This is a genomic window from Nocardioides dilutus, from assembly GCF_054779555.1.
Genome location: NZ_BAAGYA010000002.1, coordinates 73,403 through 97,474, shown reverse-complemented (window position 1 = coordinate 97,474; position 24,072 = coordinate 73,403). Strand labels below are relative to the sequence as shown.

General features: G+C 71.0%; 23 protein-coding genes. 9 read left to right on the top strand and 14 right to left on the bottom strand.

The window, feature by feature from the left end:
• From ACYVC6_RS09940 to ACYVC6_RS09920, 5 genes are all read right to left on the bottom strand, one after another.
• Nucleotides 1-1,269: ADP-dependent glucokinase/phosphofructokinase (locus ACYVC6_RS09940; RefSeq protein WP_460713521.1), on the bottom strand; the 1,269-nt coding region annotated here is incomplete at its 3' end.
• On the bottom strand, nucleotides 1,266-2,162 hold the full coding sequence (locus ACYVC6_RS09935; protein ID WP_460713519.1) for a carbohydrate ABC transporter permease: 897 nt from the start codon (nucleotides 2,160-2,162) through the stop codon (nucleotides 1,266-1,268). The genes ACYVC6_RS09935 and ACYVC6_RS09940, both read right to left, overlap by 4 nt.
• A 2-nt stretch (nucleotides 2,163-2,164) precedes the next feature.
• Nucleotides 2,165-3,097 (bottom strand): carbohydrate ABC transporter permease, encoded by a 933-nt coding sequence (locus ACYVC6_RS09930; RefSeq protein ID WP_460713517.1) that lies wholly within the window; start codon nucleotides 3,095-3,097, stop codon nucleotides 2,165-2,167.
• A 74-nt stretch (nucleotides 3,098-3,171) separates the two neighbouring features.
• Complete coding sequence (locus ACYVC6_RS09925; RefSeq protein ID WP_460713515.1) at nucleotides 3,172-4,452, bottom strand: ABC transporter substrate-binding protein; 1,281 nt, start codon at nucleotides 4,450-4,452, stop codon at nucleotides 3,172-3,174.
• A gap of 110 nt (nucleotides 4,453-4,562) precedes the next feature.
• The gene (locus ACYVC6_RS09920; protein WP_460713513.1) at nucleotides 4,563-5,402 is read right to left on the bottom strand and encodes a DeoR/GlpR family DNA-binding transcription regulator; all 840 of its coding nucleotides are present in this window, start codon (nucleotides 5,400-5,402) and stop codon (nucleotides 4,563-4,565) included.
• 206 nt (nucleotides 5,403-5,608) lie between these two features.
• Here ACYVC6_RS09920 and ACYVC6_RS09915 point away from each other — a divergent pair, with 206 nt between their 5' ends.
• Both ACYVC6_RS09915 and ACYVC6_RS09910 read left to right on the top strand, forming a co-directional pair.
• On the top strand, nucleotides 5,609-6,643 hold the full coding sequence (locus ACYVC6_RS09915) for a tagatose 1,6-diphosphate aldolase (RefSeq protein WP_460713511.1): 1,035 nt from the start codon (nucleotides 5,609-5,611) through the stop codon (nucleotides 6,641-6,643).
• Nucleotides 6,640-7,887: an AGE family epimerase/isomerase gene (locus ACYVC6_RS09910; RefSeq protein ID WP_460713509.1), complete on the top strand. Its 1,248-nt coding sequence runs from the start codon at nucleotides 6,640-6,642 to the stop codon at nucleotides 7,885-7,887. Before ACYVC6_RS09915 ends, ACYVC6_RS09910 begins: the two co-directional genes overlap by 4 nt.
• Here the strand turns inward: ACYVC6_RS09910 and ACYVC6_RS09905 are convergent.
• From ACYVC6_RS09905 to ACYVC6_RS09895, 3 genes are read right to left on the bottom strand one after another with little or no spacing between them, the layout of a single operon-like run.
• Nucleotides 7,832-8,107, bottom strand: a complete 276-nt coding sequence (locus tag ACYVC6_RS09905) for a hypothetical protein (RefSeq protein ID WP_460713507.1) — start codon at nucleotides 8,105-8,107, stop codon at nucleotides 7,832-7,834. The genes ACYVC6_RS09910 and ACYVC6_RS09905 overlap by 56 nt on opposite strands.
• The gene (locus ACYVC6_RS09900) at nucleotides 8,104-9,837 is read right to left on the bottom strand and encodes a metallophosphoesterase family protein (protein WP_460713505.1); all 1,734 of its coding nucleotides are present in this window, start codon (nucleotides 9,835-9,837) and stop codon (nucleotides 8,104-8,106) included. The genes ACYVC6_RS09905 and ACYVC6_RS09900 overlap by 4 nt, the downstream gene beginning before the upstream one ends.
• Before the next feature lie 10 nt (nucleotides 9,838-9,847).
• Complete coding sequence (locus tag ACYVC6_RS09895; RefSeq protein ID WP_460713503.1) at nucleotides 9,848-11,026, bottom strand: saccharopine dehydrogenase family protein; 1,179 nt, start codon at nucleotides 11,024-11,026, stop codon at nucleotides 9,848-9,850.
• Nucleotides 11,027-11,122: 96 nt separating this feature from the next.
• Between ACYVC6_RS09895 and ACYVC6_RS09890 the strand changes: the two genes are divergently transcribed.
• The 3 genes from ACYVC6_RS09890 to ACYVC6_RS09880 all read left to right on the top strand — a co-directional run bounded on the left by ACYVC6_RS09890 (nucleotide 11,123) and on the right by ACYVC6_RS09880 (nucleotide 14,383).
• Nucleotides 11,123-13,081 (top strand): beta-propeller domain-containing protein, encoded by a 1,959-nt coding sequence (locus tag ACYVC6_RS09890; RefSeq protein ID WP_460713501.1) that lies wholly within the window; start codon nucleotides 11,123-11,125, stop codon nucleotides 13,079-13,081.
• Between the two features lie 148 nt (nucleotides 13,082-13,229).
• A complete protein-coding gene (locus ACYVC6_RS09885) occupies nucleotides 13,230-13,499 on the top strand; it encodes a DUF2277 domain-containing protein (RefSeq protein WP_460713499.1) in 270 nt (89 codons plus the stop codon).
• On the top strand, nucleotides 13,496-14,383 hold the full coding sequence (locus tag ACYVC6_RS09880) for a Sir2 family NAD-dependent protein deacetylase (protein ID WP_460713497.1): 888 nt from the start codon (nucleotides 13,496-13,498) through the stop codon (nucleotides 14,381-14,383). The genes ACYVC6_RS09885 and ACYVC6_RS09880 overlap by 4 nt, the downstream gene beginning before the upstream one ends.
• Before the next feature lie 2 nt (nucleotides 14,384-14,385).
• On the opposite strand, the gene ACYVC6_RS09875 is transcribed toward ACYVC6_RS09880, so the two are convergent.
• Nucleotides 14,386-14,568: a hypothetical protein gene (locus ACYVC6_RS09875; RefSeq protein ID WP_460713495.1), complete on the bottom strand. Its 183-nt coding sequence runs from the start codon at nucleotides 14,566-14,568 to the stop codon at nucleotides 14,386-14,388.
• A 112-nt stretch (nucleotides 14,569-14,680) separates the two neighbouring features.
• Entirely contained in the window at nucleotides 14,681-15,367 is a 687-nt protein-coding gene (locus tag ACYVC6_RS09870) for a metal-dependent transcriptional regulator (protein WP_460713493.1), read from the bottom strand.
• A gap of 23 nt (nucleotides 15,368-15,390) precedes the next feature.
• Here ACYVC6_RS09870 and ACYVC6_RS09865 point away from each other — a divergent pair, with 23 nt between their 5' ends.
• From ACYVC6_RS09865 to ACYVC6_RS09850, 4 genes are all read left to right on the top strand, one after another.
• Entirely contained in the window at nucleotides 15,391-16,755 is a 1,365-nt protein-coding gene (locus ACYVC6_RS09865; protein WP_460713491.1) for a cryptochrome/photolyase family protein, read from the top strand.
• 140 nt (nucleotides 16,756-16,895) lie between these two features.
• Complete coding sequence (locus ACYVC6_RS09860) at nucleotides 16,896-17,198, top strand: hypothetical protein (protein ID WP_460713489.1); 303 nt, start codon at nucleotides 16,896-16,898, stop codon at nucleotides 17,196-17,198.
• A gap of 26 nt (nucleotides 17,199-17,224) precedes the next feature.
• On the top strand, nucleotides 17,225-17,974 hold the full coding sequence (locus ACYVC6_RS09855) for a hypothetical protein (RefSeq protein WP_460713487.1): 750 nt from the start codon (nucleotides 17,225-17,227) through the stop codon (nucleotides 17,972-17,974).
• 28 nt (nucleotides 17,975-18,002) lie between these two features.
• Nucleotides 18,003-19,634, top strand: a complete 1,632-nt coding sequence (locus tag ACYVC6_RS09850) for a glycoside hydrolase family 13 protein (protein WP_460713485.1) — start codon at nucleotides 18,003-18,005, stop codon at nucleotides 19,632-19,634.
• On the opposite strand, the gene ACYVC6_RS09845 is transcribed toward ACYVC6_RS09850, so the two are convergent.
• The 4 genes from ACYVC6_RS09845 to ACYVC6_RS09830 form a co-directional block, all read right to left on the bottom strand.
• On the bottom strand, nucleotides 19,624-20,067 hold the full coding sequence (locus tag ACYVC6_RS09845; RefSeq protein ID WP_460713483.1) for a MarR family winged helix-turn-helix transcriptional regulator: 444 nt from the start codon (nucleotides 20,065-20,067) through the stop codon (nucleotides 19,624-19,626). The two genes, ACYVC6_RS09850 and ACYVC6_RS09845, sit on opposite strands and share 11 nt — an antisense overlap.
• Nucleotides 20,064-21,629 carry an MFS transporter gene (locus ACYVC6_RS09840; protein ID WP_460713481.1) on the bottom strand — a complete coding sequence of 522 codons (1,566 nt, stop codon included), beginning with the start codon at nucleotides 21,627-21,629 and terminating at the stop codon, nucleotides 20,064-20,066. Before ACYVC6_RS09840 ends, ACYVC6_RS09845 begins: the two co-directional genes overlap by 4 nt.
• Before the next feature lie 320 nt (nucleotides 21,630-21,949).
• Nucleotides 21,950-22,924 (bottom strand): aldo/keto reductase, encoded by a 975-nt coding sequence (locus ACYVC6_RS09835; RefSeq protein WP_460713479.1) that lies wholly within the window; start codon nucleotides 22,922-22,924, stop codon nucleotides 21,950-21,952.
• On the bottom strand, nucleotides 22,924-24,072 hold the full coding sequence (locus tag ACYVC6_RS09830) for a mandelate racemase/muconate lactonizing enzyme family protein (protein WP_460713478.1): 1,149 nt from the start codon (nucleotides 24,070-24,072) through the stop codon (nucleotides 22,924-22,926). The genes ACYVC6_RS09835 and ACYVC6_RS09830 overlap by 1 nt, the downstream gene beginning before the upstream one ends.

The following is a 24,072-nucleotide window of genomic DNA, read 5'->3' as shown; positions in this document are numbered from 1 at the left end:
AGGTTCGACTCCTGCCTGGAGCACCACACCCGGGGGCACCACCGTGGATGTCGCCAGTGAGGCGATGAACCCGCCCACGAAAGTGTCGCCCAGCCCGATGACGGTCGGGCGCGGGTGATCAACAAGGAAGGCGGGCACGCAACAGATCTGGTCGCCCAGGCGGGTGTCCAGCGCCGCGGACACAGCGGCGCCGCCGGGGTGCTCTGGCGCTCCGACCATTGTCCGGTAGTCCGACTCCGTGAAGTGGTCGCCGTGCACGAAACGCGTGGTGGCCATGGTGACGCCGCCCTTGAGGGCCGGCCCCCAGGCCGCTGCGGCAAGCCCGACCGCGGCCGCCCAGAAGCTGGTGTGGACGACCAGCGTCGGTCCAGGCAGGGACGCGGCCAGCTCGACGAGGGCGGCCTCGACCTGAGCCGGGTCGAGGAGGTCGACGGGGCGCCCGAGGTAGCCCTGCATCTCGTCCTCGTTCATGCTGTGCACGTCGACCTCGTGCCGCAGGGCATCGATGACCCGCCGGTTCATTCCGGCAGCGTGGAAGCCGGCGTCCTCGTAGAAGACGATGGCGCGCGAAGGCAGCGACCGGAGGTGCTGCTCGAGGTCCGCGAGCCGCTGGTCGAGGACCTCGATCTCCTGGATCACGTTGAAGCCCGAGATGAGGAAGACCTCGGCTTCGGCCAGCGCGTCGCCGAGGTCCGGACTGATCACGAGCTCCCTCGCGGGCGGGTCGTTGGCGACGATCAGGCGGTTGGGATGTGGCGCGATGACGTCGATGTCGCCGGCCCGAAGCCGGGCGCCGGCCGGGAACTGGACGATCAGGTGCGGGTCGGTGGTGTCGTGGTCGGCGCTGCAGGTGTAGGTGCAGGAGTCCGGCAGCAGCCGGCGGACGTGGTCGTCGATCGAGACGAGGTGCAGATGATTGGTCAATCCGAGCACGTCCATCGCCATGGCCGCCCTCACGGGCGTGCCACCGAGCGTGATCCGCTTGTCGAACCGGGCGGCGAACTCCTCGACGACCGCGGAGGATCCGATGAAGCGCTCTCCGCCGGCACCGGAGGCGACGAAGGCGGTGACCGTCGCTACCAGGTCGCGCTCGGTGTTGATCGGCCGGTCGAGTGAGAGCTCGTCGCGTCGGATCCCGTAGCGCCGCAGCAGGTCCTCCATGACACGCGCATCCCAGGCGACCTCGTAGTCAACGGTGCCCGCCAGTCCCAGGACCAGCCGGGGCCGGTCCCTGCCGGTCCGCATGCCGTCGGGCTCCCCTCTCGTCACGACTTGACGGCGCCGCCGGTCAGGCCGGCCAACAGGTAGCGCTGGAAGAACAGGAACAGCACGAGCACGGGCAGGCTGCCCAGGATGCTCATCGCCATCATCTCGTTCCACTCGTAGGCGTGCTGACCCATCAGCAGCTGGATTCCGATAGGCACGGTCCGCATGTTCTCGGTACGGGTGAGCGTGAGGGCGAAGAGGTACTCGTTCCACGCGATCATGTAGGTGTAGACGCCCACGGTGACGATGCCGGGCACCGAGACCGGCACCAGCACTCGCCACAGGGTCGTCCACGAGCCGCCGCCGTCGAGCCTCAACGCCTCGTCGAGCTCCTTCGGCACCGTGTTGAAGTAGCCGGTCATCAGGATGATCGCGTAGGGCAGCGTGAAGACCGCGTAGGTCAGGATCAGCGCCGGGTAGGTGTTGTAGAGCTTTAGTGTGACCATCAGTCCGAAGTACGGGATGAGCAGCGTGATCGGGGGCACTGCCTGGACGCCGACGATGATGACCCCCAGCGAGCTCTTCCCGCGGAACTCGAAGCGGCTCAGGGAGTATGCCGCGAGGATCGCGACCACGAGCGTCAGTGCCGTGACCGACAGCGAGACCACGTAGCTGTTGACGAAGAACCGCACCTTCACTGGATCGCTGACGATCGTGGAGTAGGCCTCGAACGAGAAGTTCTCGGTGACGATCTTCGGCGGGTAGCTGAAGATCTCGGAGTTCGCCTTGAACGAGCTGACCAGCATCCAGAACACCGGGAACCCGGCGAAGAACGCGCCCGCACACAGGCACACGAGGACGGCTGCCTTGGCCGCCCGCTCGCGCGGCTGGATACGCCGCTTGGGGGGCCTCTGGATGCTCGGTGCCGAGGGCGGAGTGGTGGCAGTGGTGGTCATGGTCAGTCCCGCGCCTTCTGGTGCCGGACGTAGAACACGGCGAGCACCAACGAGAGGACGAGGATGATCACGGCGCTGGCCGCCGCCATCGAGAACTCGTAGCGGCTGAACGCGAACTTGTAGGTGTAGGTGCTCAGCATCTCGGTCGCGTCGATCGGTCCGCCTCCGGTGGTGAGCCAGATCAGCGCGAACTGCTGTGTGGTCCACAGGGTGTCGAGAACGGCCATCGCGATGATGATCGGCTTCAGCTGCGGCAGCGTGATGTGGACGAAGCGGCGTACGGCGCCGGCCCCGTCGGCCATGGCGGCCTCCGACAGGTCCTCCGGGATGCCTTGCAGGCCGGCCAGGAGGCTCATCATGAAGAACGGGTAGCCGGCCCAGATGTTGATGAACGTGACTGCGAAGAGCGCCTTGTCCGGGTCGGAGAGCCATTCCACGTTCGCCTGACCCAGGTAGTTGACGATCCCGTGCGGGTCGAGCAGCATCCGCCAGACCACGGCGATGATCGCGACGGTGAACAGCCACGGCAGGATGTAGATCACCCGGAACACCGCGACCAGCTGCTTGCTGAGCAGTCTGGTGTTGAGCAGCAGCGCGAAGCCCATCCCGAGCACCAGATGGACGACGACGCTCACCCCGGTGAAGAACGCCGTGTTCTTGACGGCGGTGTAGAAGCGGTCGTCCTGGAGCACCTCCGCGTAGTTGTCGAAGCCCGCGAACTTGGGATTGTCCTCGACGATCACGTTGTCCATCACTGAGTACTGGACGACCATCACGATCGGGATCAGCATCAGGATGACCATCAGCACCGCGGTCGGGGTGAGATAGGCGTACGGCGTGGCCCGCTCCCGCATCGGCTTGCGGCCGTTCGAGACCGGCGACGGCTCTGCGGGCTCCTCCCGGATCACCGTCGCCGGGACGCGTGTGATGCTCACAACCTGCCTCCTTGGGGTGCCGCACCACGACCGGAGGCGTGGCCGTGGCGCGGCACCGTTGACGCTCGGGTCCGCTAGAACTCACCCATCCAGGTCTCCTGCGCGTTCTCGAGCATCTCGCTCACCGACTCCTCCCCGGACAGCATCCGCTGGAACTCCTCATCGAAGGTCCGCATCAGCTCCTCGGCCACCGGGAGACCGGTGAACTCGTTGGCGGGGTAGCCGCTCTGGTAGATCTCGAACGCGGTCTTGAAGAGCTCGTCGTCCGCGACGAAGTCCGGCACCGACTCGGTGTTGCCCGGGAACGCGAAGGCGATCGAGGACAGCTCGGCGTTGGTGTCCTTGCTCATCAGGAACTCGACGAGCTTCCAGGCGGTCTTCTTGTCCTCGCAGCTCTCGGCGATGCCGATGCCCCACGACGCGTAGGGGATGCCGCGCTCGCCGGTGTAGCCGTCCTCGGCGGGGATCGCGGAGATGCTGAAGTTGAGGTCGGGGTTGTTCTCGCGGATCAGGTTCACGTGGGCCAGCGAGTCGATCATCATGCCGACCCGGCCGTTGGTGAACTCCTCGACCTTGTCCTGCTCCTGCATGGTGAACGACCCGGGCGCGATCACGCCGTCGTCCCACAGGCCCTTGATGTATTCGATGGCGCTGGTGACGTCGTCGTTGGTCAGGTCCGGCTGGCCATCGCTGAGCATCGACCCGCCCGACGCCCACACCCACGACATCACGTCGTTCTGGATGCCGTTGGGCGACTCCAGCGACAGCGGCAGGACCCATCCACTGGCACCCCCGGCGTCGGTGACCTTCTGGGCGGCCTCCGCGAACTCGGTGCGTGTGGAGGGAGCGGCGTCGACGCCGGCCGCCGCCAACACGTCGTCGTTGCTGAACAACGGGTAGACGAAGTTGACGACCGGGATCATGTACGTCGCCCCGTCGACCTGGATCTGGCTGGCCAGCTCGCCGTCGTCGTAGTCATTCTCGGACATGAGCGCCGACAGATCGGTGATGGCGCCCTGGGCGGCGAGGTCGTTGACCCAGGCGCCGTCGAGGCCCACCACGCACGGGATGGTGCCCGTGGCGGCCCCAGCGACGACCTGCTCCTTGGTGGAGTCGTAAGGGCCGCTGAGCAGCTTGACCTCGGCACCCGACTCGGCCTCGAAGTCGTCAATGATCTTCTGGAACGAGCCCTCGGGCAGCTCCGGCTCCCACCACTGGGCGAACTCCATCGCGTCCCCGCTGCTGTCACCGGTTGCCTGGTCCCCGTCGTCGCCGCAGCCGGCCAGGGCGGCCGTGGCGGCAAAGGCACCGAGGAGCGCCAGCGCTCCCCGGTGAGCAAGAGCGTTCCTGCGCATGATTCTCCTCGGGTTGTGTGCGGTTCCGCGCCAGTCTCTGCGACTTCTTGCGGGTTCTTGCACACTAGGACCACTTCCCGCGCGTCGTCAAGCACCGTTCGTGACGGCGGTCACTCGTTGGGCGAGACGGTGCGGCTCGCGGACGCGGGCTCGCCGGCCACGATCACCCGCACCTCGGCGGTCGCCAGCGCCTCGGCCATCTGGTCGTCCGGGGCCACGTCCGTGACCAGGATGTCGGCCACCTCGAGGTCGCCCACCTGGGCGAAGGTGCTGCGGTCGAACTTGGAGTGGTCGGCGAGCACGACGACCTGCCGGGAAGACTGCATCATCTCGAACATCATCCGCGCCTCCTGCAGGTTCGAGGTGGAGTAGCCCAGGCCGGCTGCGACGCCCCCCACTGCGATCAGGGCGATGTCGGCGTGGATGCGGTGGGACCGGCTGCCCATCGTCCCGGCGAACTCCACGGGTCCGAGCGTTACCTGCGAGGTCAGCCGCACAGTGCCACCCAGGAGGTAGACGTCCCGCACACAGTCCGGCGGGATCCTGCCGGGCGCCCACAGATTGTTGGTCACCAGCGTCAGGTTGCGCCGACGAGCGAGGTGCGGCAGGACCGTGAGCGCGGTGGTGCCGCCGTTGAGCAGGATCGTCTGGCCGTCCTCGATCAGGGACGCGGCGGCCTCGCCGATGCGGTTCTTCGCGGCGTCATGGACGCTCATCCGTTCCGCGAACGAGATCTCCGTGCGCGACAGCGGGCTGCTCCGCACCGCTCCACCGTGGGTGCGCTTCACGCGACCGTCCACCGCCAGCTCGTCGAGGTCGCGCCGCACCGTGTCGGGCGAGACGCCGAAGTGCTCGGCCAGGTCGTGGACGGTCACTTGACCCACTTCCGCGACGTACTCCGCCAGCTCGTCCTTGCGTCGTGCCGGCAGGCGCGGAGCCCGGTTGGCCATGCGATTCCTCCTTGATTCAGCTGTTCCGCCGATCGCCCCGATCGGAGGCGAACGGGCGTCAGCATAGGGCTGGTTGCGGTTTCTTGCTGTAGCCCACCTTGACGGCGTTCCGTGGTCTGACTACTGTGGCGCATAGATTCGCATAATCCCGCACAAATCGGCACAAACCCGTCCGAACCGCGCGCGACCACAAGGAGCTGTCCCAGATGACGTATGCGTCCCCCCTCCAGGAGTCCCCGGTGCTCAGGGAGTCGCTGGACATCGGCAAGCAGCGCTCGCTGCAGCGAGCCCTTTCGGAGGACGGGCTGTTCCACGTGCTGGCCATCGACCACCTCTCCGACTTCGCCGAGCTCCTCTCGCCCGACCCGTCGACGGTCACCTTCGCTGACGTCGTCCGGGCCAAGGACACGGTGATCCGGACCGCCGCCGACTCGGTCTCAGCCGTCCTCGTGGACTCGCTCTACGGCGGGCACCTGATCCAGTCCGGCACCCTGTCGCGGTCGACCGGCCTGTTGTTCAGCCTCGAGGACGAGGACTACTCGATCCCGCCCGGCCCGCGGCGGACCCGGATCCGCGAGGGCTGGACCGCCCGCCAGGCGAAGCTCGCTGGGTGCGACGTCGCCAAGCTGCTGTGGTTTTTCCGTCCCGACGCCGAGACCGCTGACGACCAGCTGAAGCTCCTCGACGAGCTGGTGGGTGAGAGCGCCGACCTGTCGCTGCCCCTCCTGGTCGAGCCGATCTGGTACCCGCTACCCGGCGAAGACCCCACCACGCCGGAGTGGAAGGCCGACCGCGTCCGGGGAATCATCGAGTCGGCCGTGGTCGCCGACCAGCGCGGGGTCGACGTCCTCAAGGTGGAGTTCCCGGGCTACGTCGACACCCCCGACGGGCGCGCGGCTGCGGTGGATGCCACCGCCGAGCTCGACTCCCGGACCAACGCTCCCTGGGTGGTCCTCTCCGCCGGTGTGGGCTACGAGGACTTCGCTACCCAGATCGAGATCGCCAGCGCCGCCGGCTCGTCCGGCTACGTGGCCGGCCGGTCGATCTGGCGGGACGCGCTCCTCACCCACGACCCGGCTCAGCAGGGCGAGGCGATCCGGGCGATCAAGGACCGCTTCGACCGCCTCAACGCACTGACCCGGGCGGGCGGACGGCCGGTGCCCATGACGCAACCACTGGACACGCTGTTCGACACCCTCCCCGAGGGCTGGTACCACGGCTGGCACGCCCAGCCCCGGTGACGCCGCCGACGCCGCTGCCGGCGTCGGTCAGCCTCTCCACTCCCGAAGCGCGAGCCGCGGAGCTCGGGCGCCTGCTCGCCTTCGGGGAGGGCTCCGCGGCAGGCGCCGCTGCAGGATTCGGCTACCTCGGTGACGACGGACGCGTCCTCGCGGCCGAGGGCCTCCCGCTCTGGGTCACCACCCGGATGACGCACGTCTACGGGCTGGCGGCGGTCCTCGGTCGGCCGGGAGCCCGCGGACTGGTCGACCGCGGCGTCGACGCCCTCCTCGGCGTCTTCCACGACGACGAGAACGGCGGCTGGTTCAACCACGTCGCCCAGGACGGGGCGCCACGCGACACCCGCAAGGAGATGTACGGCCACGCCTTCGTGGTCCTCGCGGCCACCACCGCCAGCGCGGCCGGAGTCGATCGGGCGGACGTCCTCCTCGAGCGCGCACTCGGCGTCGTCGAGCAGCGGTTCTGGGACGACGACGCCGGCGCGTGCCGGGAGGGCTGGGACCGTGGCTGGCAGCAGCCCGAGGAGTACGCCGGCGCCAACTGCAACATGCACGCCGTCGAAGCGTTCCTCGCGGCCGGCGCGGTGACCGGGGACCACGCGTGGACGCAGCGCGCGCTGCGGATCGCGGCCCGCTTCATCGACGGCGCCGCCCGCCAGCATGCCTGGCGGCTGCCCGAGCACTACGCACCCAGCTGGGAGGTGCGCCTCGACTACAACCTGGAGCATCCTCGAGACCGGTTCCGGCCCTATGGCGTGACCATCGGCCACCTCCTCGAGTGGTCCCGTCTCCTGCTGCACCTCGATGACGCGCTCGACGACCCGCCGGCCTGGTTGCGGACGGACGCGGTGGCCCTGTTCGACACGGCCGTCTACATCGGCTGGGAGGTCGACGGCCACCCGGGGCTCGTCTACACCGTCGACTGGCAGGACCGTCCGGTCGTCGCCGAACGCCTGCACTGGGTGGTCGCAGAGGCCGCGATGGCCGCTGACGCGTTGTCTCGACGCACAGGCGAGGAGCGGTTCGCGGAGTGGGGCGGCCGGTTCTGGTCCGAGGCTGCCCGGTTCGTTGCGCCCGACGGCGGCTGGTGGCACGAGCTGGACCCTGCCGGAGTGGTGAGTCATACGGTGTGGACGGGAAAGCCGGACGTCTACCACGCCGTCCAGGCATTGCTGCTCCCGGATCTTCCCTTCACGAGCTCCTTGGTGACCTCGGTGTCGGCCGCCGCAGCAGTTTCCCCACAATGAGCGCGCCCAGGAGCGGCCCAGCGACGAGCACGGCGACGTCGACCACGGCGAGGAAGACCGAGGCGTGCCACACCTCCTGGGGACTCGCCGCGTAGCCCTCCTCGAGCCCCACGAGGATGTGCAGGTTGAGAACGACGATGACCGCGAGCACGAGACCGCCGAATCCGCCGGCGACGACCAGCACAGCCCTGCCTCCGAGGTGGTTCGTGAGTCCTCTCACCGCGGCCGACTCGCGCCCGGGCCGACTGGATCCGGCGGCTCGTCGCTCGGCAGACCTACGTCGACCCGGTCCTCGACGGTCACCTGTCCCGAGGTGGCGACGACGACCGAGGCGTAGCCGGTCTGCAGCCCGCTCTCCTCGTCGACGTACGCCAGCTGGATGGTCACGTCCTTCAGGGGCACCGAGAACGGTGTCGAGAAGCGGTTGAACGTCGGGTTCTCCTCGACTCCGCCGGAGGTGCCGAGCTGGCTGACCACCGTCCAGGTGACCTCGTCGCCATCGGTGTTCCAGATCACCCACGGGCCGCTCGCGTCGTGGAGGTGGCCCACGGTCACCAAGCCGGGCGGTAGGTCGGGGATGCCGTCATCGACCGGCGTCGTCTCGTTGCCGACCAGCTCGTCCAGCTGCGCCATCGAGCCGATCCCGAGGTAGGCCGCGGCCGCCCGGGGCTGGTGCACCACGACCGACACGGGATCGGTGTCGTCGAGCTCCTCGTCGACCACCTCGCGCAGCGCCTCGCCGAGCTCGGCCTCGGTCACCCCAGACGGGTTGGTGATGAGTCCTCCGAACAGGGCCTTGAACGCCGGGTCGGCGGCCCCGGCGATCCTCAGCCCGCCCGCCTCCACGATCTCGAGGTCGGGGGTCTGCACGTCGTTGTCCTTCAGCTGCCCGACGGTGTCGTCGGAGTCGTGGTCGCCCTTGACCGCCACCAGCGGGACATCGGGGAGCGCCCGCGCCTCCCGCGCGACGAAGTCCTCCTCCGCCACCGTCCCGTTGGAGGTGACGTCACCCGCGATGGTCCGCAGGACCACCGAGTCCTCGCCGATGACTTCCAGCAGGAGCGGGTAGAGCGCGGTCCGCATCCTGGTCGCGACCTGGCTGCCTTGGGGGTCGGCCTCGGTGAGCACCACCACCTCGCCGTCGCGAGGACCGAGGGAGTCGGCGTACTGCGGGAGCTCGGTCTCCGCGCTGGCCAGGGCCGCCGCCCGGTAGGCGGCGCTGCGCTCGGCGATGCGTTCGGTGTTCTTCTGGATGAAGGGCTCGATCTGGACGGCGATCTCCCTGGTCTGCGGACTGCTGAACGACAGCTCCTCGATCCCGGGCATCGCGTAGGTGCGACCCACCGGGGCGTTGCCGTCCCAGCGCGCGAACAGGGCGGCCGCCATGGCCACCGACGCGGTCATCACCACCGCGAAGGAGCCCACCCGCAGCGTGCGCCGCAGCCGGCGTTCCTCGCCCCCGAGGCGCCGGCGCGATCGTCCGACGAGCACCGCACCGAGCAGACCGCCCGCCGCCGCCGCCACCAGCTCGGTGGTCACCAGCCGGCCCAGCACCCGGTCCCGGAGCTCGGCCCCGTAGACGCGGGCGATCTGCGCCGGGTCGTCCACGAAGGCCGCGTTGGCCTGGAGGAACTCCTGCGAGACGTAGGACGAGACGGTCCCGCCGGCCTCCGGCGGACCGGTCGAGCGCAACGAGGCCCCGAAACCGGCGACCCCGGTGCGTTTCCAGTAGAGCTTCCCCGCCAAACCGGTGTCGAGCGTCGACTGCCCGTTGTGGGCCAGCGACACGGTGACCGGGAACGTCCCCAGACGGTCGTCGAACTGCGCCCGCTCGACCGACTGCTGCGCCACGATCGGGAAGGCCAGGACCGCCGTGAGCAGACCGAAGCCCAGGAAACGGCGGACGAAGCCGAGCAGGCCGGAGAGGCGCCCCGTCTCCTCTGCGTCCATCGCTCCGAGGCTACTCGGCGACCTCGAAGGAGATCCCCGCCGCGACGAGACGCGCGATCAGGTTGTCACCCATCGCCTGGGCAGTGGTGACGCTGCCCGCCACGGCGGGGTTGTCGTCGAAGAGCAGGCACAGCGCGGACTCCGCGAGCATCTTGGCGGTCTCGTCGTAGCCGGGGTCGCCGCCGCTGACCCGGGTGTGGATCGTGCGGCCGTCCCCCTCGGCGACGAAGTCGACGGTGAACCACGCCTTGGTCCGGCGTGACTCGTCGGGGCCGTCGCCCTGCTTGACCTTGCCGAGCAGGAACCTGCGCAGCGGCGGGACCTGGGCGGCGACCCCGATCGCCCCGGCGCCGGCCATGCCGCCGACGGCGTAGCGCAGGGTCTTGGTGCCGGCGAAGTGCGAGTAGCGGAACTTGGGGCCGTACGCCGGCAGCGCCGCGCCGCTGCGGGCCACGACGAACGGGTCGATCGTCGGCAGCGGCACCAGCCAGTAGCCCAGGACCTTGTCCCGCTGCGGCTTGCCCGCCACCGCCTTGGACGACCTGCCCTCCGGACGCGGCTCGACCTTGCGCCGGGCCCCCATCGCCTCGCGCATCTGGCGGGCCCGCGAGAACGCGCCCATCGCGGAGTGGAAGGTGCCGCCGGAGAAGGTCCCGGTGGAGCGCACCACACCGCGCATCGTGACCGGCCCGGAGGCGCCGAGCTCCTTGACCGTGAAGTAGGCGCCGAGGTCGTGCGGGATGGAGTCGAACCCACAGGCGTGCACGATCCGAGCGCCGCTCGCCTTGGCGGCCTCGTGGTGGGCGACGTACATCCGGTCGACGAACTCGGGCTCGCCGGTCAGGTCGACGTAGTCGGTGCCGGCGCCCGCACACGCGGCGACGAGAGGCTCCCCGAACTGCTGGTAGGGGCCCACGGTCGTGACGACGACCCGGGTCCGCGCGGCCACCGAGGCCAGCGCCTCACCGTCTGCGGCGTCGACGGTGATCAGCTCGAGGTCGGCCAGTGCCGGGTCACGGTCGGCCAGCCGGGAGCGGACCGCCTTGAGCTTCTCCTCGCTGCGGCCGGCGAGCGCCCAGCGCAGACCGGACGGCGCGTGCTCGGCGAGGTAGTCGGCGGTGAGGCCGCCGGTGAAGCCGGTGGCCCCGAAGAGCACCAGGTCGAGGTCTCGGTCTGCGGAGTCGGGCACCCGCCCACTCTTCCACCCGGTCGCCCTCGACCGGAACCAGCCCTCGCGGTGACGCGTCCCACCCCGGTACCTGCCGTCGCCTCGAGGACACCGTTCATGGCCGTCACGCCGCTCCCGCCCCGCCTCCGTCGTTCCGTCACCGTCCTCGGCGTCGCTGCCGGCCTCGTCGGTGCCTTCGCCGCCGGCACCGCCATCGCGGGTGACGACCCCGTCCGCGACCGCGTCGACCCGATCGCCTTCAGCGGCGACTCGATCACGCTCGCCGCGTCCTGCGACGACCTTCTCGACTGGTACGTCGCTCGCGGCGTCCAGCGGGTGGGCCCATGGGGCTGGGACACGTACTACCCCGAGGAGGACGACGACGGCATCTTCGGTCTGCCCGGCTTCGGTGGCGGCGAGGACGCGGCTGACTCCGGTCGCGACACCGGAGCCGCCGTCGAGCCCCAGGCTGCCCAGGAGTACGCCGCGCCGGTGCCGGCGACGGTCCGCTCCGAGAACGGCGACAGCGGCACCAACGTGCAGGAGCTCGGCGTCGACGAACCGGACGTGGTGAAGACCGACGGTCGCACGCTGTTCCGGGTCGAGGACGACGACCTGGTCACCTATGACGTGACCGGCGAGGAGGTCGAGCGGATCGGCTCGATGGACCTCGAGGACCTCGACGACGGCGAGCTGCTGCTGTCCGGCGACACCGCCGTGGTCGTCGGGACCGACGGCGGCGGGCGGGGCACCTACTACCCCGAGGCCCGCCAGACCAGGGTGATCGTCCTCGACGTCTCCGACCCCAGCGACCCGGAGGTAGAGCACACCTACCTCTTCTCCTCGGCAACGCTCGAGGCACGACTGCACGGCGACACCGTGCGACTGGTGACGCAGGCCGGGATGCCGGACCTCGACTTCGAGACCGACGACGACCCAGAGGACGCCCTCCGGGAGAACCGCGACATCGTCCGCGACTCCGAGATCGGGGACTGGCTGCCCACGATCACCACCGACGACGGCGACCCCGAGCCGCTCGTTGACTGCGAGGACGTCGCGATCCCCAACGACGGCGACAGCCTCGGCACGATCGTCGTGGTCGGCTTCGAAGCCGACGAGCCCGAGGACCGGTCCGTCTCGGGGCTGGCGGTCGCCACCCAGCTCGCCTACCTGTCCAGCGACCAGCTCTACCTGGCGACGAGCGGGGGCGTGAACGACGTGGGTCGCTGCTTCGACGTGTGCTTCGAGGAGCCGGTCGCCCCCGACCGGCGACCCGGTGGCGGCTCGGACGGGGTCACCCACCTCTACGCCTTCGACCTCGACGGCACCGAGACGAGGTACGCCGCCTCCGGGGAGGTCGACGGCTGGGTCCGCGACCGCTGGGCCATGGACGAGGCCGGCGGCGTCCTGCGGCTGGCCGTGGGACCCTCGCAGCGGACCGGCAACGACAACTCGGTCGTCACGTTCCGACGTGACGGCAACGACCTGGTCGAGGCGGGCCGGGTGGACGGGCTGGGCGTCGGCGAGGACATCAAGTCCGTGCGCTGGTTCGACGGCCTGGCGATCGTGGTCACGTTCAGGCAGGTCGACCCGCTCTACGCGGTCGACCTCACCGACCCCGACGACCCGGATCTGCTCGGTGAGCTCAAGATCCCGGGCTTCTCGGCCTACCTCCACCCGCTGGGCGCCCACCGGCTGCTCGGCTTGGGCGAGGGGCCCGGCGACCGCGGCGGCTGGGGCGCCCAGGCCGGGCTGTTCAACGTCACCGACCTGACCGACCCGCGCCAGCTCGACGTCCTCTCCTACGGGGCCGGCACCCGTGCCCTTGTCGCCGACGACCCGCGCCAGCTGACCTGGCTTCCGGAGCGTCGCCAGGTGCTGACCGTCATCGAGTCGTGGAAGCGCGGTGGCCAGGTCGGTCTCGTGTCCGTCCTCTCCCTCGGCAGCGGCCAGCTGGACAACCGGATGGTCGAGGTCGAGCAGGGCTCGGACGTCACGCAGGTGCGGCTCGTCCCGCTGCCCGACGGTCGGGTGGTCCTGGCGACGGCGCGTGACGCGGAGTTCTTCGATCTCTGAACGACGTCGTCCGAGGGACGAGGACGACCTCGTTCGGAGATCACTGGTGGTCGAGCAAGCCGTGCGGCCGAGGAACGAGGCCGCAACCGGCGTGTCGAGACCTCCGCAACGTTGGGCTGGAACTGGACCACGAACGTACCCTCGACGCATGTGCCGCAACATCCGACCGCTCAACAACTTCGAGCCGCCGGCGACCAACGACGAGGTCACCGCCGCCGCGCTGCAGTACGTCCGCAAGGTCAGCGGGACCACGAAGCCGTCGCAGGCCAACCAGGCGATCTTCGACCAGGCGGTGGCCGAGATCGCCCACATCACCAGGCATCTCATCGACGACCTGGTCACCACCGCGCCCCCCAAGGACCGGGAGACCGAGGCGGCCAAGGCGCGCGCCCGGGCGGAGCTCCGGTACGCCCGATGACCCTGGCGCCGACCGCCTCGAGGGCGCCGGCCGACAGGGCAGCCCTGGACTTCCTGGCCCGGCGTCCACTGGTGGTGCTCACCGGCGCCGGCTGCTCGACCGACTCGGGCATCCCCGACTACCGGGGTCCGGGCTCCCGCTACGCCGGCCAGGAGCGTCCGCTGCGCGGGTCGTCGCCCCCGGGCGTGATGACCTACCAGGAGTTCGTGTCCGGGCCCGCGGCCCAGCAGCGCTACTGGGCGCGCAGCCACCTCGGCTGGACCAGGATGAGGCACGCCGAGCCCAACCCCGGCCACCAGGCCTTGGCCCGGATCGACCCGGACCTGCTGATCACCCAGAACGTCGACGGTCTGCACGAGCGGGCAGGGTCCCGCCGGCTCGTCGCCCTCCACGGGCGGATCGCCGACGTGGTCTGCCTCGACTGCCGCGAGGTCACCGCGCGGTCCCGGCTGCACGAGCGCCTCGACCGGCTCAACCCGGGCTACGGCACCGGGCGGCCCGACCTCGAGGTGCGGCCGGATGGAGACGTCGTGCTCGAGTGGACCGACGACTTCGCCGTCGCAGCCTGCGAGACCTGTGGCGGCCGGCTCAAGCCCGACGTCGTGTTCTTCGGCGAGAACGTCCCCAAGACCAGGGTCGAGCGCTGCTACGCGGCCGTCGACGCGCTGGCGCAATCCGGCGGGGCGCTGCTGGTCGCCGGCTCCAGCCTGGCGGTGATGAGCGGGTTCCGGTTCGTCAGGAGGGCGGCCAAGGCGGGGACGCCGGTGGTCATCGTCAACCGCGGCGAGACTCGAGCCGACGACCTGGCGTCGTTCCGGCTGCACACGGGGACCAGCGAGTTCCTGGCCGCGTTGGCAGCGGCGAGGTCAGCCGCCACCGGCTGAGCTCAGGCGACCGAGGCCACGGAGTCGACGGGGACGTCGGCGCGGTGCCGCGGCGCGTAGGTCGCCGGTGGCGGGGCGCTCTCGGCGCTGGGAGCCGGAGTGTCCACCCGGCCGCTCGCGCGGTCGAGCCAGTTGGCGACATCGAAGACGTCTTGGCCGCGGGCCTCGTTGGTCGTGCCTGCCATCGGTCCACTCCCTCCGAGCGCGGAGACCGGATGCCCCCTGGATCGATGCCAACGACAATACCCCGGGGGGTGTCACCGCGTCCACGGTTCCGGTCTGGACCGGCAGGCAGGGTCAGAGGCGACGGACGAAGATGTGGTCGGCCGCCTCGGGGACGATCTCGGCGGTCTCGTTGCCCGACCCGACCAGGACGCCCTCCGGCGTGGCCACGATGGTGATCGTCTTGTCGGGGAGGGCCCCGACCCGGCGCAGGGCGCTCATCAGCGACTCGTCCTTCTGCATCTCCTCGGAGATGCGGCGCACCAGCACCCGGCCCTCGTCGGGGCCGGCGACCTGGGAGAGGGACTCGACACCGTCCATGAACTCCTCGCCCACCTTGGACTCGCCGAGCTCGCCGAGACCGGGGATGGGGTTGCCGTAGGGCGACTCGGTCGGGTGGTCGAGGAGCTCGAGCAGCCGGCGCTCGACGGCCTCGGACATCACGTGCTCCCACCGGCAGGCCTCCTCGTGCACCTCCTCCCACGGCAGCCCGATCACGTCGGTGAGCAGCCGCTCGGCGAGCCGGTGCTTGCGCATCACCCGGGTCGCGAGCCGCTGGCCCTCATCGGTCAGCTCGAGGTGGCGATCTCCCTCGACGGTGACCAGCCCGTCCCGCTCCATCCGGGCGACGGTCTGCGACACCGTCGGACCGCTCTGGTGGAGCCGCTCGGCGATCCGGGCACGTAGCGGGGTGATGCCCTCCTCGACCAGCTCGTAGATGGTCCGGAGGTACATCTCCGTGGTGTCGATGAGATCGCTCACCGGGCCATCGTAGGTTTCTTGAGGTGAGTTCGGTGATCTGGTTCCGGCGCGATCTCCGGCTCGCCGACAACCCAGCGCTGCTCGAGGCGGCCGCGGACGGCGAGGTGCTGCCGCTGTTCGTGCTGGATCCGGCGCTCTGGGGACCGGCCGGGCGCCCGCGCCAGGCCTACCTCGCCGCCTCCCTGCGCGCCCTCGACGGCGAGCTCCGGCTCCGGGGGACCCGGCTCACGGTCGTGCGGGGCGACCCGGTCCGCCGGGTCGTGCTGGCGGCGAAGGCGGTCGGAGCCGAGCGCGTCCACGCGGCCGCCGACTTCGGTCCCTACGGCGCCCGGCGCGACCGCGAGGTCGAGCGGGCGCTGGCGGTCGAGGGAATCGCGCTGGCGCGCACTGGCTCGGCGTACGCCGTCGCACCCGGCCGGGTCCGGAACGGCTCGGGTGAGCCCTACCAGGTCTTCACACCATTCGCCAAGGCCTGGACGCAGCACGGCTGGCGGGCCCCGGTCGACCCTCCGGGGGCCGTCTCCTGGGTCGTGCCGGAGGACGGCACCGGCATCGGCACCGTGGAGATCCCGGACCCGCCGCTCCCGCGAGGGCTCGCGCTGCCCGAGGCGGGTGAGGCCGCGGCGGTACGCCGCTGGCGCGAGTTCCTGCCCCACGTCGGCGACTACGCCGACGCCCGCGACGACCCGGGCCGCGACGGCACCTCGCGGATGTCGGTGCACCTCAAGTGGGGCGAGATCCACCCGCGCACCATGCTCGCCGACCTGGCCCGGCTCCGCAGCGCCGGGGCGGCGACCTACCGCAAGGAGCTGGCGTGGCGGGAGTTCTACGCCGACGTCCTGCACTCCAACCCCGCGTCGGCCCGGGAATACCTGCGCCCGCAGCTCGCGCGGATGGCCTACGACGAGCCCGGCGACCAGCTGGAGGCCTGGCAGCGCGGCTGCACGGGCTTCCCGATCGTCGACGCCGGGATGCGCCAGCTCCGCCGCACCGGGTGGATGCACAACCGGGTGCGGATGATCGTGGCCAGCTTCCTGGTCAAGGACCTGCACCTCGAGTGGCAGCACGGTGCCCGGCACTTCATGCGCTGGCTCGTCGACGGCGACCTCGCCTCCAACCAGCACGGCTGGCAGTGGACCGCCGGCAGCGGCACCGACGCGGCGCCGTTCTTCCGGGTCTTCAACCCCACCGGCCAGAGCCGCCGGTTCGACCCTGCCGGCGACTACGTCCGGCGCTGGGTCGAGGAGCTGGCCGACCGCGGCACGGTGCCCGATCCGCATGACCCGAACGACGCCGTACGCCGCCAGGTGGGCTATCCGGACCGGATCGTCGACCACGCCGCCGAGCGCCGCGAGGCCCTCGCCCGCTGGGAACAGGTCCGCCACTGACCCCAGCACCGGCATGGCCCGCTCGGGCCCCCACCCCTGTAACCGAACTGTGGAAATCCTCTCCAGGGAGTGACAACACCCGAGCGGAGCGCTTGCATGGGCACAGACTTCGTCCCCCCACCGCCACCCGAGGTCCCGAGATGGCAAACAAGTCGGCCAAGCCCCGCCACCGCTCTCCCGTCCTCGACGTCACCCGCCCCGAGCCGCGCCTCCCCTCGGCTCTCCTGCATGCCGACGACCGGGTGATGTCCTGGCTCGGCCGTCTCTACGGCGGCCGGTCGGAGCAGCGTGAGCTGCACGGGCTCGAGGCGCCGTTCGAGCACGACTCGGCGCACCTCAACCCGCACGACGTGCTCGTGGTCTTCATCGAGGCGGCCCGCGCGGGAAGGGAACGGCACTTCGAGGCCATCGAGTCCGGCGGCGCGGTCGCCGATCCGGGCTGACCGGTCGCGCGTCCTAGAGTGCTGGGGTGACCCGTCCTGTCGAGACCCTGGTGATCGAGGGGCGCTTCCGGGGACCGGCGCGGTCCGGCAACGGCGGCTACACCGCCGGGGCGCTCGCCGAGCTCGCCGGCGGCCTGACCGGCCACGCCTGGCCGGCCACCTCGGTGCGGTTGCGCCTGCCACCGCCGCTCGACGTGCCCATGGACGTGGAGCGCGACGGTGAGGTGATCGCGGCGGCGTACGACGACGAGGTCGTCGCGCAGGCCTCGGCCGGCTCCGACCCGGTCGCCGTGGCGCCGGTGACACTCGAGGTGGCTCGCGCCGCCGAGGCGACCTACCCAGGCCTGGCGACCCACCCGTTCCCCACCTGCTTCACGTGCGGTCCCGGCCGACAGCCGGGCGACGGGCTGCGGATCTTCCCCGGTCTTGTCGCCGGCCTCGACGGCCGGCCCCGGGTGGCCGCCAGCTGGACCCCGCACCAGAGCGTGGCCGACGAGGGCGGCCCCCAGGCCAGGCTCCCGGTCGTGTGGGCCGCACTCGACTGCGCCGGCGCCTGGGCCGCCGACGTCGGGGAGCGACCGATGGTGCTCGGGAGCATGACCGCGCGGGTGGACGCGCTGCCGCTGGTGGGCGAGCCGCATGTCGTGGTCGGCCACGACCGCGGCCGCGAGGGACGCAAGAACTACACCGCCACCAGCGTCTACGACTCGTCCGGCCGGCTCGTGGCGGCGGCCGAGCAGGTCTGGATCACGGTCGACCCGTCGGCTTTCAACTGACGGCCGGCCGGACAGTAGGCTGGCCTCCATGCCGGATTTGAACGATCCAATCCCGACCGAGGCCCAGCCCTGGTGGCGCGAGGCCGTGACCTACCAGGTCTACGTGCGCTCCTTCGCCGACAGTGACGGCGACGGGGTCGGCGACCTCGCCGGCATCACCTCACGGCTCCCCTACCTGCGCGACCTGGGCGTCGACGCGCTGTGGATCACGCCGTTCTACACCTCGCCCCAGCACGACCACGGCTACGACGTCGCCGACTACCGCGACGTCGACCCGCTCTTCGGCACCCTCGATGACGCCGACACCCTGCTGGCCCGGGCACACGAGCTCGGGCTGAAGGTCATCGTCGACCTGGTCCCCAACCACACCTCGAGCCAGCACGAGTGGTTCCGCGCCGCCCTGGCCGCCGGTCCGGGAAGCCCGGAGCGGGCCCGCTACCTGTTCCGCGACGGCCGGGGCCCGGACGGCGCCGAGCCGCCCAACAACTGGAAGTCCGTGTTCGGTGGCGACGCGTGGACGCGCGTCCCTGACGGGCAGTGGTACCTCCACCTCTTCGACACCACTCAGCCCGACCTCGACTGGCGCAACCCCGAGGTCGGCGACATGTTCGAGGACGTGCTGCGCTTCTGGCTCGACCGGGGCGTCGACGGGTTCCGCGTCGACGTCGCCCACGGCCTGGTCAAGGAGGCGAGCCTGCGCGACCAGGTCGTGCCCGCCGCCCACGAGGCAGGGCACGGCCCGATGGTCGAGCGAGTCGGCGCGGACGAGCCGATGTGGGACCAGCCCGAGGTCCACGACGTCTACCGCCGCTGGCACCGGGTGCTCGCCGACTACGACGGCGACCGGATGTGCGTGGCCGAGGCGTGGACGCAGACACCGGAGTCGATGGCCCGCTTCGTCCGGGCGGACGAGATGCAGCAGTCGTTCAACTTCGACTGGCTGCTCGCGGACTGGTCCGCGGCCGCGTTCTCGAAGGTCGTCACCGGCACGTTCGCGGCGCTCGCCGACGTACACGCGCAGCCCACCTGGGTGCTGTCCAACCACGACGTGGTCCGCCACACCACACGCTACGGCGGTGGGCCAGTGGGCCTGGCCCGGGCGCGGGCGGCCACTCTCACGATGCTGGCGCTCCCCGGGTCCGCCTACCTCTACCAGGGCGAGGAGCTCGGTCTCGAGCAGGTGGACGTCGCCCCCGAGCACCGGCAGGACCCGGCCTACCTCCGCCAGAAGGGCACCCCGCGGGAGTCCGACTGGGTCGGTCGCGACGGCTGCCGGGTGCCGATCCCGTGGGCCGGCGACCAGCCGCCCTACGCCTTCGGTCCCGGTCACGCACAGCCATGGATCCCCCAGCCGCTCGACTGGTCGGGGCTCACGGTCGAGGCCCAGGAGAAGGCCGAGCGCAACGGCGAGGACTCGACGCTCGCGTTCTACCGCCGCGCCCTGGCCGCCCGGCGCGAGCACGCCCTCGGCTCCGGGGACGACGTCGAGCTGCTGACGACCGACGGTGACGTGCTCGCGCTGCGCCGTGGCGGCCTGACGGTCGTGCTCAACGCGGGCACCGAGCCGGTGGAGCTCCCGTCCGGCGAGGTCGTGATCACCAGCGGCGAGCTCGCCGGCGGCCTGCTGCCGCCCGACACCGCTGCGTGGGTCAGCCGCTGAGCGCGTCGTTGTAGCGGGCCAGCGTGTCCACGAACCCGGCCAGCTCGTCCGCCGACCAGTCGCCGAGCTGCTCGTCCAGCCACTTGCGCCGGTGGGCGGCGACGTCGGCCATCCGGCGTACGGCGTCGTCGCTGGCCGCGACCAGCGTCGCGCGCCCGTCGGCCGGGTCGGGCTGGCGGGTGACCAGGCCGAGCTCGACCAGGTGCTGGAGCTGGCGGGAGATCGCGCCCTTGTCGATGCCGAAGCTCTCGGCGATAGCGGACGCCCGGACCGGGCCCTCCTCGGCCAGCCAGGCGAGGAGGAGGTAGGCCGAGGGCTGCATCTCCGGGTGCACGGCGCGGGCCCGCTCGTGGATGACCCGGCGGATGCGGCGGATCAGCACGCCGACCTCGGCCTCGAGGCGGCGCAGCTGTTCACCGCGCGCCGCAGTCATGCGGTCTCGTCGAGGTCGAGCGTGGTGCGCAGCGGCACCTCGCGGATGAGCAGCACGCAGCCGAGCGCCACCACGGCGAAGGGCACCGCGGCCAGGAACACGTGGCCGGTCGCCTCGCCGAAGGCCGTCTCGTAGAGGGCACGCACCGGCGCGGGCAGCGCCTCGAGGTCCGGGATGGCGCCACTGCGGTGGCTGCCGTCGATCCCCAGGTCGGCCAGGCCGGCCATGACCGAGCCTGCGACCTGGTGGGCGAGCAGCGCCCCCAGCACCGAGACCCCGACCGACCCGCCGATCGAGCGGAAGAAGGCGACGACCGAGCTCGCCGCGCCCATGTCGGCCTGCGCGGTGTTGTTCTGCACGGCGAGCACCAGGTTCTGCATCGTCGCGCCCAGGCCCAGCCCGAGGACCGCCATGAAAACACCGATCCAGACGAGCGAGGTGGTCGCATCGATCGTGCCGAGCAGACCCATGCCGACCACGACCAGCACCATGCCACCCACGAGGTAGCGCTTCCAGAGGCCGGTCGCGCTGATGATCCGGCCGGTGGCGATGCTCGAGACCAGCAGCCCGCCGACCAGCGCCACCGACATCAGCCCTGCCTCGGTCGGCGACATGCCGCGGGCGCTCTGGAAGTACTGGCTGAGGTAGACGGTCGCGCCGAACATCGAGACGCCGACGAAGATGGAGGCCGCGGTGGCCAGGGCCGTGGTCCGGTCGCGGAAGAGCCGCATCGGGATCACCGGGTCCACGGCGCGACGCGTCTCGACCCAGAGGGCGGCGGCCAGGACGAGCAGGCCGCCGGGGACCAGCAACGCGGTCACGGGCGAGGCCCAGGCGAACTGGTTGCCTGCCAAGGACACCCAGACCAGCAGGATGCTCACTCCCGCGACGAGCAGGGTGGCGCCGGCGTAGTCGATGTGCACCGGCCGGCGCACCACCGGCAGCTTCAGCTTGGCCTGCAGGACCAGGAACGCCGCCAGGGCGACCGGGATGCCGATGAAGAACGTGCCGCGCCAGCCGAGCGGGGAGTCCACGACCACACCGCCGACCAGCGGGCCGCTGACCGTGGCCAGCGCGAAGGTCGCGCCGACGTAGCCCGTGTAGCGCCCCCGCTCGCGCGGGCTGACCATGGTCGCGATCACGACCTGGACGAGCGCCGTCAGGCCGCCGATGCCGAGGCCCTGCACCACCCGGGCCGCGATGAGGGTCTCCATGTCGGGCGCGAGCATCGCGAGCACGGAGCCGACCGAGAAGATGACCAGCGCGGACTGCACGAGCAGCTTCCTGGAGAACAGGTCGGCCAGCTTGCCCCAGATGGGCGTGGTCGCCGTCATGGCGAGCAGCGTGGCGACGACGACCCAGGTGTAGCCGGTCTGGGTGCCCCCCAGGTCGGTGACGATCACCGGGAGCGCGGTGGTGACCACGGTGCTGGACAGCATGGCCACGAACATCGCCAGCAGGAGCCCGGACAGCGCCTCGAGGATCTCCCGGTGGGACATCGGCGCGGCCGGGCCGGCAGCCGCCTCGGCGTCGGTGTGGTCGATCGCAGTCACTGCACGCACGTCCGTCATGCTGGGCAAAAGGTTGTCGTAGGCAACTATATTCCGGGCGAGCGAAATGCAGCAACCCGCAGACGTGGTCCCTGCGGAGGGGCCGCACCGGGGGACGTTCCCGGTTCGCCTGCGGGTCGGGTAGCTGCTTTGGATTCACCAGCAGCTCGCGGGGTCTCTCAACCCCACGTCTTGCTGTGCCCATTTCTGGGAGGGCTGCTAGCGGGCAGCCACCTCACGCGTCCTCAAAGAATTCATTCTTCGGACCACCTCCTTTCCCGTGTAGGACGAGAGTAGAAGGACAACCCAACCCGCGACAACGGACTTTCCGGTCACGTGGCCCTCGTGGGTGCGACCAGGCGCAGGGCGCTCAGAGCGGCCCACAGGCCGTCCGGGACCCGGCGCTCCCAGCGCACGACCAGGTCACGCACCTGGGCGGGTGACCGCAGGCCGACCACCACGCTCGACACCGCGGGGGGACGGCCGGCGAACGCGAGCGCCGCGGTCGGCAGGTCGACGCCGAACTCCTCGCAGACCTCGGCGATCCGGGTCGCACGCTCGAGCACGTCAGCCGGGACCGGACCGTAGTCGTAGGGGGCGCCCGGTCCCGGTCGTGGCCGGGAGAGCAGGCCCGAGTTGAAGATGCCGGCGTTGAGGACCCCCACCCCCTGCTCGAGCGCCACCGACAGGAGGTCCTCGCCCGACTGGTCGAGCAGGGTGTACCTCCCGGCCACCATGACGACGTCCACGTCGCTCTCGCGGACGAAGCGGGCGAGCATCGGCGCCTGGTTCATCCCCGCTCCGTATCCACGGATGACCCCTTCGGAGCGCAGCCGGGACAGCGCCGGAGCAGCCTCCTCGAGCGCCTCACGGGCGTGGTCGTCCGGGTCGTGGATCAGGACGAGGTCGATGCGGTCCAGGCCCAGGCGCTCGAGGCTGGCCTCGATCGACCGCAACACGCCGTCCCGGCTGAAGTCCCAGACCCGGCGATGGCTCGCGGGCACGGCGAACCCCTCGGGGTCGGGCTGGCCACCGTCGTCCGACGGCTCCAACCAGCGGCCCACCTTGGTGGACACCACGTACTCCTCTCGGGGGTAGGCCCGCAGAGCTCGGCCCAGCCTTCGCTCGGCCAGGCCGAGGCCGTAGTGCGGTGCCGTGTCGAAGTAGCGCAGGCCCGTGTCCCAGGCAGCGCGCACCGCGTCGCTCGCCTCGTCGTCGGTGATGGCGGAGTGCAGGTTGCCCAGCGGCGCGCCGCCGAACCCCAGCTCGGTCAGCCTCAGACCGTGCGGCGTCCGGCGGACGTCCATCAAGAAGGCTCGAAGTCGAGCCGCCTGCCCGCGTGTGCCGGCCGGATGTGCGGGCCGGTCCGCAAGGGGACGATGTCCGGGGGGTCGACCAGCGCGATCGCCTCCTCGTCCACGGTCACCCCCAGGCCGGGGCTTTCCCCGAGCACGAACCGGCCCCCCTCGACGTGGACGTCGACCGACAGACCGGTCGGCGGGCTGAGGTCCTGGAGCTCGGTGGCGATGTGGTTGGGAACGGCGGTCGCGGCGTGGACCAGGCCGATCGGCGTGGTGCCGATCGGGCTGACCGGCAGGTCGTGGGCATGGGCGAGGGCGGCCACCCGGAGGAAGTGGGTCACCCCCCAGCCCGACGCCGTCTGGACGACGTCCAGGGCACCGGCAGCGAGGAGGGGCCGGTACTGCTCGAGCCCGGTGAGGTTCTCCCCCGACGCGACCGAGGCCCGAACGCCGCGGCCGACCGCGACCATCCCGGAAGCGTCCCAGCGGCGGACCGGCTCCTCGACCCAGATGAGGTCCACGGCACGCTCGAGCTCGGCCACGTGCCGGACCGCCTGCTTGCCGGTCCACGACTCGTTCGCGTCGATCATCAGGCCCGGGCGCGACCCCGGGTTGCCCTCGGCGAGGACCTCGCGGACCAGCGTCAGCCTGGACAGGTCCTCGCCGACGTCCAGCCCTCCCTTGAGCTTCGCCACCCGCAGGCCTCGCTCGGCATAGGTCCGGTAGACCTCCGCGAGCTCGTCCTCGGACAAGGCGATGTCCAGCCCCGAGGCGTACGCCGGCACCACCCGGTCGCGGCCCCCCAGCAGCCGCCACAGCGGCTGACCGGCGGCCTTGGCCTTGATGTCCCACAGCGCCGAGTCCAGCGCGCCGATGGTCCCGAAGAGGGCTCCGCCGTGGCCGGCCTTGAACACGTGGTGGAGCATCCGGTCGTAGAGCGCGACGGTCGCCCGCGGGTCCTCTCCGTCGAGGGCGGTGAACAGGCTGCTCAGTCCCAGGTGCGGGCCCAGCCCGACGCCGGTGATGCCTTCGTCGGTGTCGACGAGGACCATGGGGACCGCGACGAGCCCGTCGTGGAAGACGCCGTTGGCGTCACCCACGGGGCGTCCCCAGTCGTGGACCGTGGTGAGGGTCCGATAGCCGGTGATCCGCAT

Bases quoted from the DNA above. Each gene is read 5' to 3' on its own strand.
- ACYVC6_RS09935 (WP_460713519.1), bottom strand. From the start codon at position 2,162: ATGACCACCACTGCCACCACTCCGCCCTCGGCACCGAGCATCCAGAGG.
- ACYVC6_RS09925 (WP_460713515.1), bottom strand. From the start codon at position 4,452: ATGCGCAGGAACGCTCTTGCTCACCGGGGAGCGCTGGCGCTCCTCGGT.
- ACYVC6_RS09920 (WP_460713513.1), bottom strand. From the start codon at position 5,402: ATGGCCAACCGGGCTCCGCGCCTGCCGGCACGACGCAAGGACGAGCTG.
- ACYVC6_RS09915 (WP_460713511.1), top strand. From the start codon at position 5,609: ATGACGTATGCGTCCCCCCTCCAGGAGTCCCCGGTGCTCAGGGAGTCG.
- ACYVC6_RS09900 (WP_460713505.1), bottom strand. From the start codon at position 9,837: ATGGACGCAGAGGAGACGGGGCGCCTCTCCGGCCTGCTCGGCTTCGTC.
- ACYVC6_RS09890 (WP_460713501.1), top strand. From the start codon at position 11,123: ATGGCCGTCACGCCGCTCCCGCCCCGCCTCCGTCGTTCCGTCACCGTC.
- ACYVC6_RS09885 (WP_460713499.1), top strand. From the start codon at position 13,230: ATGTGCCGCAACATCCGACCGCTCAACAACTTCGAGCCGCCGGCGACC.
- ACYVC6_RS09880 (WP_460713497.1), top strand. From the start codon at position 13,496: ATGACCCTGGCGCCGACCGCCTCGAGGGCGCCGGCCGACAGGGCAGCC.
- ACYVC6_RS09875 (WP_460713495.1), bottom strand. From the start codon at position 14,568: ATGGCAGGCACGACCAACGAGGCCCGCGGCCAAGACGTCTTCGATGTC.
- ACYVC6_RS09860 (WP_460713489.1), top strand. From the start codon at position 16,896: ATGGCAAACAAGTCGGCCAAGCCCCGCCACCGCTCTCCCGTCCTCGAC.
- ACYVC6_RS09850 (WP_460713485.1), top strand. From the start codon at position 18,003: ATGCCGGATTTGAACGATCCAATCCCGACCGAGGCCCAGCCCTGGTGG.
- ACYVC6_RS09845 (WP_460713483.1), bottom strand. From the start codon at position 20,067: ATGACTGCGGCGCGCGGTGAACAGCTGCGCCGCCTCGAGGCCGAGGTC.
- ACYVC6_RS09835 (WP_460713479.1), bottom strand. From the start codon at position 22,924: ATGGACGTCCGCCGGACGCCGCACGGTCTGAGGCTGACCGAGCTGGGG.
- ACYVC6_RS09830 (WP_460713478.1), bottom strand. From the start codon at position 24,072: ATGCGGATCACCGGCTATCGGACCCTCACCACGGTCCACGACTGGGGA.